Source organism: Desulforhopalus singaporensis, assembly GCF_900104445.1.
GTDB lineage: Bacteria > Desulfobacterota > Desulfobulbia > Desulfobulbales > Desulfocapsaceae > Desulforhopalus_A > Desulforhopalus_A singaporensis.
The window spans coordinates 1-7154 of sequence record NZ_FNJI01000073.1 but is presented as its reverse complement, the minus strand read 5'-3'; the positions used below and the strand labels follow the sequence as shown (position 1 = coordinate 7154).

Annotated in this window: 7 protein-coding genes and 2 tRNA genes; 7 read left to right on the top strand and 2 right to left on the bottom strand. The window is 38.5% G+C overall.

Translation table 11 applies throughout. The features are described 5' to 3' along the window. The first annotated feature begins 961 nt into the window (after nt 1-961). The 3 genes from BLQ17_RS21285 (at nt 962) to BLQ17_RS21275 (ending at nt 3106) form a co-directional block, all read left to right on the top strand. Nucleotides 962-1738 (top strand): ParA family protein, encoded by a 777-nt coding sequence (locus BLQ17_RS21285; protein ID WP_092226221.1) that lies wholly within the window; start codon nt 962-964, stop codon nt 1736-1738. A 5-nt stretch (nt 1739-1743) separates the two neighbouring features. Then, a complete protein-coding gene (locus BLQ17_RS21280; RefSeq protein ID WP_092226219.1) occupies nt 1744-2613 on the top strand; it encodes a ParB/RepB/Spo0J family partition protein in 870 nt (289 codons plus the stop codon). A gap of 106 nt (nt 2614-2719) precedes the next feature. After that, nucleotides 2720-3106, top strand: a complete 387-nt coding sequence (locus BLQ17_RS21275) for an SH3 domain-containing protein (RefSeq protein WP_176761385.1) — start codon at nt 2720-2722, stop codon at nt 3104-3106. A 563-nt stretch (nt 3107-3669) separates the two neighbouring features. Here BLQ17_RS21275 and BLQ17_RS21270 read toward each other — a convergent pair. Next, a tRNA-Ser gene (locus tag BLQ17_RS21270) sits at nt 3670-3761 on the bottom strand. Between the two features lie 13 nt (nt 3762-3774). Continuing rightward, a tRNA-Ser gene (locus BLQ17_RS21265) sits at nt 3775-3860 on the bottom strand. A 177-nt stretch (nt 3861-4037) separates the two neighbouring features. Between BLQ17_RS21265 and BLQ17_RS21260 the strand changes: the two genes are divergently transcribed. The 4 genes from BLQ17_RS21260 to BLQ17_RS21245 all read left to right on the top strand — a co-directional run. After that, a complete protein-coding gene (locus BLQ17_RS21260) occupies nt 4038-5591 on the top strand; it encodes a sigma-54 interaction domain-containing protein (protein WP_092226216.1) in 1554 nt (517 codons plus the stop codon). 5 nt (nt 5592-5596) lie between these two features. After that, on the top strand, nt 5597-6148 hold the full coding sequence (locus tag BLQ17_RS21255) for an epoxyqueuosine reductase QueH (RefSeq protein WP_092226215.1): 552 nt from the start codon (nt 5597-5599) through the stop codon (nt 6146-6148). Between the two features lie 10 nt (nt 6149-6158). Beyond that, the gene (locus BLQ17_RS21250) at nt 6159-6836 is read left to right on the top strand and encodes an XTP/dITP diphosphatase (protein ID WP_092226214.1); all 678 of its coding nucleotides are present in this window, start codon (nt 6159-6161) and stop codon (nt 6834-6836) included. Between the two features lie 74 nt (nt 6837-6910). Beyond that, the coding region (locus BLQ17_RS21245) for a transposase (RefSeq protein ID WP_176761384.1) at nt 6911-7154 on the top strand (244 nt) is incomplete at its 3' end.

The window sequence follows — 7154 nt, the reverse complement described above, 5'->3', positions numbered from 1 at the left end:
TGTCAAGAAAAAAGTGTCATGCTAAAAAATATTTTTCACATTATTTCAATAGATTAAGTTCATACTTCATATTAAATGTTTACGAAAGATGATTTTACCGAATGGCGCAATTTCAATGACTTAGACTTACATCGGGAATAGCTGGTATTAATCTACAATGTATCAAGTTTAAACGACTCAAAATATCGACCAAAAATTATTTTCTCTGTGTTTAGTTTTCATCTGATTTATGTTTTATAAAAAGAGTACTTTTTAATAAATTCTATACTGTGTATTCGAGCGCCTGCTTTTCATTTTCGACTATTAACTTTAACCCAACATAGCCCAGGAAATGACTCGTCTTTGTATATGTTATCATATATTGAAATTTATCAGTCCTTCTCAAAACTGCATTATACATTACAAAACATCTTCACCGGGTCCAAAGGCAACAATATCAATGTTACTGCGGTACTAATATGTCTCCATTTTTTAGTTTTGATTTTATCTTTATCCCAACTCCTACCATTTATTGGAGAGCTAACTCTACATATTCATAGATCTATTATTTGTTTAACTTTTGTTTACTCTTGTCTCCAAGGGATGTTTCACGTGAAACATGTTTTCACTGATTACCAATAAATAAAAAAGAATTTGTAATATTTGTGCACAACTAAAATTCATCTAGCTAAAGTCCTCTTATCCGAAATTTAATTTTTCATCCTCCAATCTAGTAAAAATATGCCAATCCTTGAGTTCATCTTGATAAATTCTGTCGATATCGTAAAGACAATTTGGTAAAAAAAGTCTTGTTCTGTCTAATATCTCACGAAATTCGAACAAATTTACAAAAAATGTTTCACGTGAAACACTACTTTTCACTGATAATTTAAAAAAATCTGTTGAAAACGATATTTTTTTACAGATTTTTTACCAATAACATATTATTTATATCGCTATTACTAATTATTTAGGGTGAACTATGAACAACACTGCAAAAATTATAGCTATAGCCAATCAGAAAGGTGGGGTTGGTAAAACTACAACAGCTATAAATCTAGCTGCTTCATTAGCGGCAAACAGGAAAAAAGTTCTCTTGGTCGATTCGGATCCACAGGGTAACGCCTCAAGCGGTACCGGTATAAACATAAGGGAAACTCGAATCCATCTGTACCATGCTTACACAGGTGGATTTACTGGACCTGATGTGAGAATTCAAACCGGCTCAAAGAATCTCGATGTTATTCCCTCAAATATTGATCTTGTTGCTGCAGAGATTGAAATGATTTCAATCAACAATAGAGAACAGAGACTGAAAGAAATACTAAATCCCCTTCTGCAGGATTATGAGTTTATCATTATTGACTGCCCCCCTTCACTTGGTCTGTTAACGATAAATGCACTTACAGCATCTCATTCAGTTTTAATTCCAATGCAGTGTGAGTATTTTGCAATGGAAGGGCTTGCCCAGCTCGTTTCAACAATACGTTCAGTAAAGAAAAGCCTCAATAAAAATTTATTCATAGAAGGTCTTGTCCTTACCATGTTTGATAGAAGAAACAAGCTTACACACCAGGTTGCCACTGAGATCAAAAGTCATTTTAATAACCAGGTCTTTAAAACTGTAATTCCGCGAAATGTAAGACTCAGCGAGTGCCCAAGTCATGGGAAAACTATCCTAGATTATGATAAAAGTTCTACAGGTGCCTTAGCATATATTAAACTTTCGAAGGAATTTCTAAAAAATCAGAGGAATTAATAAAAATGGCAAAAAATATAGGTTTAGGGCAAGGAGTAGGACTACTGTTTGGAAAAGATCAACCGGAAAAATATTTTGAATGTGATATTGATAGGATAATTCCGAATAAAAATCAACCCAGGGCCCATTTCGATTCGGAAGACCTGAAGGAATTGGCTGAATCAATAAAGGAAAAAGGGATAATTCAGCCTCTCATTGTCACTGAGAATAATGAATCCAGTGGATCTTTTGAGTTAATTGCTGGAGAAAGACGTCTAAGAGCATCCAAGCTAGTCGGGTTGTCCCAAGTTCCAGTTGTCGTTCTCGATGAAAAAAATGAAGATGTTCTCCTCGAAATGGCAATTATTGAGAATGTTCAGAGAACAGATCTTAATCCAATAGAGGAAGCTGACGCATACAGAAAACTAATTGAAAAATTTGGGTACACTCAAGAAGAGGTAGCCTCCAGAGTTGGGAAAAAGAGAACAACAGTAACAAACCTTTTAAGATTGCTTAAGCTCCCGCAAAATATAAAGGATGACATAAGGGAAGGTCTGCTAAGCGAAGGTCATGGTCGAGCATTGATAAAACTCGTCGATGACCCAGTCACACTCAAGGAATTAAGAAATCTAATAATTAAAAATGGTTACTCTGTCCGTCAAACAGAGAAATTGATCAAAAAACTGACCTCAGCCAAACAATCGCCGAAAAAGATCAGTCAAACAATATCGCAGGAGATCCCATCATCATATCATAGAGCACTTACTACCCAATTAACGAACCGCCTCAATACAAAGGTACTAATTAATCAAAATGGTTCAAGAGGTAAGATAGAGATAGAATACTATTCATTAGACGATCTTGATAGAGTTACCGCGTTGCTACTGGTTGAATAGCTAATAAATACTTGAATCCATATTTAATACCATGCTTAGAAAAAAAATATGTCTATTGCTAGTTCTTTTTACCATTACACTAACCACCATGCCTGCTGGTGCAGAAATGGTTACGGTTATTGGCGATAACGTTAATCTTCGTAAAGGTCCTGGAACCGATTATCCGATCTTATGGGAGTATGGAAGTGATTTTCCGCTAAAAGTTATTTCACATAAAGATGGCTGGCTCCAGGTAAAAGATTTTGAGAACGATATGGGATGGATACACAAATCTTTACTCAAAAAGAAGCCGGTGGTAATTGTTAAGGCTAACAAAAATGGAAAGGGGGTTATAAACATAAGAGAGGAGCCGACCACTTCCAGCGATATTATAGGAAAGGCTTATTATGGAGTAGTTTTTCAATTAATTGAAAAGAAAACAGGATGGGCCCGGGTTAAGCACGAATCCGGGCTTAAAGGCTGGATAAATAATAATCTCTTATGGGGATATTAGTGATAATTCCATCTGATCAGGGAAAATTTTATGTGTCTTTACACATTATAATTTTCCCTACAGCTTCCAAAAAATTACCTGTTCCCTCCTTATAAAAATTGTATTTTTCTTATTCGTTTCCCATTTTCAAAAATTTCTGTACATTGAGCACCTTTCTAAATTGATCAGAAAATAACGAATATAAACTTATTTTTTCTGAATGCATCAATTCAAACTGTGCTAAAAATAGATGCCAACAAGGTCTTTTTTGCCCTTCTTGCCTGATCACACCCTAGGCAAAATTCTAACCTCTATTACACTTAATATATTTAAACACCCAACAACACTGTTTATCTTATTGAATTATCGATGTTTTTTTAATTTAATACGAGTCGAATTATTGCCACGGAATATGAGGTGATAAACGTACTATAATAGTACGAAAGATCAATTCGAGTATAAGAGATTATGATATTTGAAAAACGCTGTTTTTCTAACAACCTTTAAGTAGAACCAGGCGGGAATTTTGCGGTGATCGGCGTGTACTGCTTTTATCGCCTCTTGGAAACTTTTCTAGATTGAAATGGCGGAGAGGGAGGGATTCGAACCCTCGGTGGAGTATTACCCCCACACTCGCTTAGCAGGCGAGCACCATCGGCCTCTCGGTCACCTCTCCATTTCTTTCTTTGTGGCGGAGGAAGTAGGATTCGAACCCACGGTACTTTCGTACAACGGTTTTCAAGACCGCCGCCTTAAACCACTCGGCCATTCCTCCGTGCAAGCCTTTCTACCATCTGATAAATAATATGTCAATATAATGGTTGTTTAGTAATACTTTTTACTATTTTTTTATACATTTTTGTAATAGATGTGCTATAAGTTGCATATTTTTGTTAAATTGTTTTTTGCTGATTACTAATTTCGACCTCAAATTCACCAATACCTTGCTATTATGGCTGTTGATATAGATATCACCAAGCAACTTGAAGATCTTTCCGCTCTTTATGAAATAACCAGAAAACTGGCTTCTTCTCAGGATTTAAGCGATTGTCTTGAACAGGCTATGAAACTCCTGGCTGAAATGAAGGAAATGGAGAACGGAACGGTTACTATTGTTAATCCCCTTACCGGCAAACTTGAAATCGAAGTTGCTCACGGACTCACGGCAGAGGGGAGAAAACGCGGGAAATATAAAATTGGTGAAGGTATTACCGGAAGGGTTGTATCTACTGGTGAACCAATAATAGTTCCTCACATTGCTGAAGAACCATTATTTTTAAATCGCACCAGAGCAAGGGGTAATATTTCAGAGCAAAAGAGATCATTTCTATGCGTCCCCATAAAAGACGGCCGGAATGTAATCGGGGCACTTTCCATTGACAGAATCTATGAGGACGGTCTGGGCGAACAGGCCCACGTCGATTTGCAGTATCTTACTGTTTTATCGTCGATCATAGCCCAGACTGTTGTTCGTATCCAGAAAGTTAATAAAGAGACACAAGAGCTTTATACTGAGAATCAAAAGCTTAAGCGGGAGTTATCCGAAAAAAACAAAATAAACGATATTGTCGGGAATTCCAGCAGAATGCAGGATGTATATGAAATGATTCACAGGGTGGTTGACTCAAGTGCCACAGTCCTGCTTCGAGGCGAATCAGGAACCGGAAAAACCCTGGTAGCCAAGGCTCTTCATTATAATGGTAAAAGAAAGGACAAACCCTTCATAGTTGTCAACTGCTCCGCCCTGCCGGAGACCCTCCTGGAAAGTGAATTGTTCGGCCACGAAAAAGGTGCCTTTACCGGCGCTTCCGACAGAAAAATTGGACGCTTTGAACAGGCCCAGGGAGGAACCCTCTTCCTTGACGAGATAGGGGATATTTCAAATTCAGTCCAGGTAAAACTTCTCAATGTAGTCCAGGAAAGAACATTTCAACGATTAGGTTCGACTGAACAGATTTCCTGCGACGTTCGGCTTGTTGCGGCAACCAACAGGGACCTGGAAGCAGCTGTTGCCGAGAAAAATTTTCGAGAGGATCTCTACTACCGGCTAAATGTTTTTCCTGTATACATGCCACCTCTCAGAGAAAGGAGGACCGATATTCTTCTTATAGCTGAATTCTTTCTTGAAAAGTATGCCCGGGAGAATAACAAAAAAATTGTAAGGATATCCACTTCTGCTATAGATATGATGGTCCAGTACCATTGGCCCGGCAACGTAAGGGAGCTACAGAACTGTATTGAAAGAGCTGTCCTGATATGTGATGGCGATACAATCAAGGGAATACATCTGCCACCTTCCCTGCAGATTAGCGAATCATCGAAAAAAGACAACCCTTATTCCCTCTCTGTTGCGGTTGAAAATTTTGAAAAAGAACTCATTATTGAAGGCTTGAAGAGAAACAACGGTAACCAGACCAGAACCGCTAAAGATCTCGACACCAGTCTTCGCATAATCAACTACAAGATCCATCAGTACAATATTGATCCCAAAAACTATAAATTATAATAGCAATGAATACTCTTCTGCACGTCTGTTGCGGGCCATGTTCAGTTTATCCGGTCGAAAAGCTTCGACTTGAAGGTTTCGATATAACAGGATATTTTTTTAACCCCAACATACATCCTTTCAGGGAATTCAAGAAAAGGCTCGACACCCTTGTTTCTTATGCAGATGAGATTAATCTTCCCCTTATTGTTGAAAATAAATACGGCCTTGTTGATTTTGTCCGGAAAGCGGCTTTCAACGAAAAGAGAAAATGTACCATCTGTTATCTTACAAGACTGGAAGAAACAGCACGGAAAGCTTCGGCCAAGGGATTTAAAAGCTTTTCAACAACACTTCTCTACAGCAAGTACCAGAATCACAACTTACTTATCAAAACCTGTGAATTACTGGGCAAAAAATATAACGTCGAATTTTTATACAGAGATTTCAGAGAAGGCTGGAAACAAGGGATTGAGAAATCAATTGATATGAAAATGTATCGCCAGCCCTACTGCGGGTGTATTTACAGTGAACAGGAAAGATACGATAAAAGTTTGAAATATAATAATATTTATTGAGAGTACAACAATGTTATCGATTCTAGTAATAGCTACCAGAAATAAAAATAAGCTCCGCGAGTTTAAAGAAATACTCTCGGACCTGCAAATTGAAATCTGCTCTCTGGATGACTTCGGACCAATTCCCGAAGCGATCGAAGATGGGCAAACTTTCGATGAAAATGCCTACAAAAAAGCAATACATACAGCAAAAATACTAGGTCTTCCCGCGATAGCCGATGATTCCGGCCTGGTTGTAGAAGCCCTCAATGGAGAACCTGGTGTATTTTCTGCAAGGTATGCCGGTGACAACGCAACCGACCAGGATAATCTTAAAAAAGTTCTTAAAAAACTTTCCGGCGTGAAAAACAGAAAAGCCTATTTTCAATGCGTCCTTTCAATTGCTGTTCCTTCAGGACCGGCACTGACTTATGAAGGAAGATGCGACGGAGTTATTATCGACGACCAGCGCGGCAATAATGGGTTTGGCTATGACCCTGTTTTTTATTTTGAAGAATTCGGCAAGACTTTTGCGGAATTGACAATGGAAGAGAAAAACAGGGTGAGTCACCGTGGCAAGGCCCTTTCAGAAGTCAAATCCGAAATATTGATGATCAAAAAATGGCTGGAACAACGGCTTCAGGAGGAAAAACCGGAGAAACCGGACCATTCACAATTCGAGAACAACGATTGGACCGACGATATGTAAGTCCCGGATGAGTCTGTAAATAAAATTGTGTAACTGCTTACAATCAGTTAACTTCGCTAAGAAAAGGAATTGATGTGAGCAAAGAAACCGAAAAAGACATCCTGCAGTCCCTGGCGGCGGAACTGGCCAAAAACCTTAAATCTGAAAAAGACCTTTCAGCCTTAAGCCGTGAACTCGTAAAACTCACTGTAGAAACAGCTCTAGGAAAAGAGATGGAGGAACATCTTGGTTACGCCAAGCACTCCAGTGAAGGCCGAGGCACCGGCAACAGCCGTAACGGCACCTCCAGGAAAACACTGAAAGGACAAATCGGCGAGG